General features: G+C 71.1%; 1 protein-coding gene. It reads left to right on the top strand.

The features are described 5' to 3' along the window. Positions 1-1,292 (top strand): 2-oxoacid:acceptor oxidoreductase subunit alpha (locus H0H10_RS03185; protein WP_188179246.1); only part of this gene is annotated, 1,292 nt, incomplete at both ends.

Here is a 1,292-nt window from a genome sequence, read left to right as displayed (position 1 = left end):
TTCGACCTGTCCCGCAAGGAGGCCGAGCGCAGCAAGAACATGTTCGCGCTGGGCCTGCTGAGCTGGATGTACCACCGGCCGACCGAGGGCACCGAGAAGTTCCTCAAGACGAAGTTCGCCAAGAAGCCGGACATCGCCGCCGCCAACATCGCCGCCTTCCGCGCCGGCTGGAACTTCGGCGAGACGACGGAGGACTTCGCGGTCTCCTATGAGGTGGCGCCGGCGGCGAAGGCGTTCCCGCCCGGCACCTACCGCAACATCTCCGGCAACCTGGCCCTGGCCTACGGCCTGATCGCCGCCTCCCGCCAGGCCGACCTGCCGCTGTACCTCGGCTCGTACCCGATCACCCCGGCCTCCGACATCCTGCACGAGCTGAGCCGGCACAAGAACTTCGGCGTGCGCACCTTCCAGGCCGAGGACGAGATCGCCGGCATCGGCGCCGCGCTCGGCGCCGCCTTCGGCGGCTCGCTGGCCGTCACCACCACCAGCGGCCCCGGCGTGGCCCTGAAGTCCGAGACCATCGGCCTGGCCGTGTCCCTGGAGCTGCCGCTGCTGATCGTCGACATCCAGCGCGGCGGCCCGTCGACGGGTCTGCCGACCAAGACCGAGCAGGCGGACCTGCTGCAGGCGATGTACGGCCGCAACGGCGAGGCACCCGTCCCCGTGGTCGCCCCCCGCACCCCGGCCGACTGCTTCGACGCGGCCCTGGAAGCGGCACGGATCGCCCTGACCTACCGCACCCCGGTCTTCCTGCTCTCCGACGGCTACCTCGCCAACGGCTCCGAGCCCTGGCGCATCCCCGAGCTGGACGAGCTCCCCGACCTCAGCGTCCAGTTCGCGCAGGGCCCGAACCACACCCTGGACGACGGCACCGAGGTGTTCTGGCCCTACAAGCGCGATGCGCAGACCCTCGCCCGCCCCTGGGCCGTGCCGGGCACGCCGGGCCTGGAGCACCGCATCGGCGGCATCGAGAAGCAGGACGGCACCGGCAACATCTCCTACGACCCGGCCAACCACGACTTCATGGTCCGCACCCGCCAGGCCAAGGTCGACGGCATCACCGTCCCCGACATCGAGGCCGACGACCCGGACCGGGCCCGCACCCTGGTGCTGGGCTGGGGATCGACGTACGGGCCGATCACCGCCGCCGTCCGGCGGCTGCGCTCGGCCGGGGAGTCGATCGCGCAGGCCCACCTGCGCCACCTCAACCCCTTCCCCGCCAACCTCGGCGAGGTGCTGAAGCAGTACGACAAGGTGGTGATCCCCGAGATGAACCTCGGCCAGCTCGCCAC

It is taken from the genome of Streptomyces griseicoloratus (genome assembly GCF_014534645.1).
Lineage (GTDB): Bacteria > Actinomycetota > Actinomycetes > Streptomycetales > Streptomycetaceae > Streptomyces > Streptomyces griseicoloratus.
This window is presented reverse-complemented; position numbering and strand designations above follow the sequence as displayed.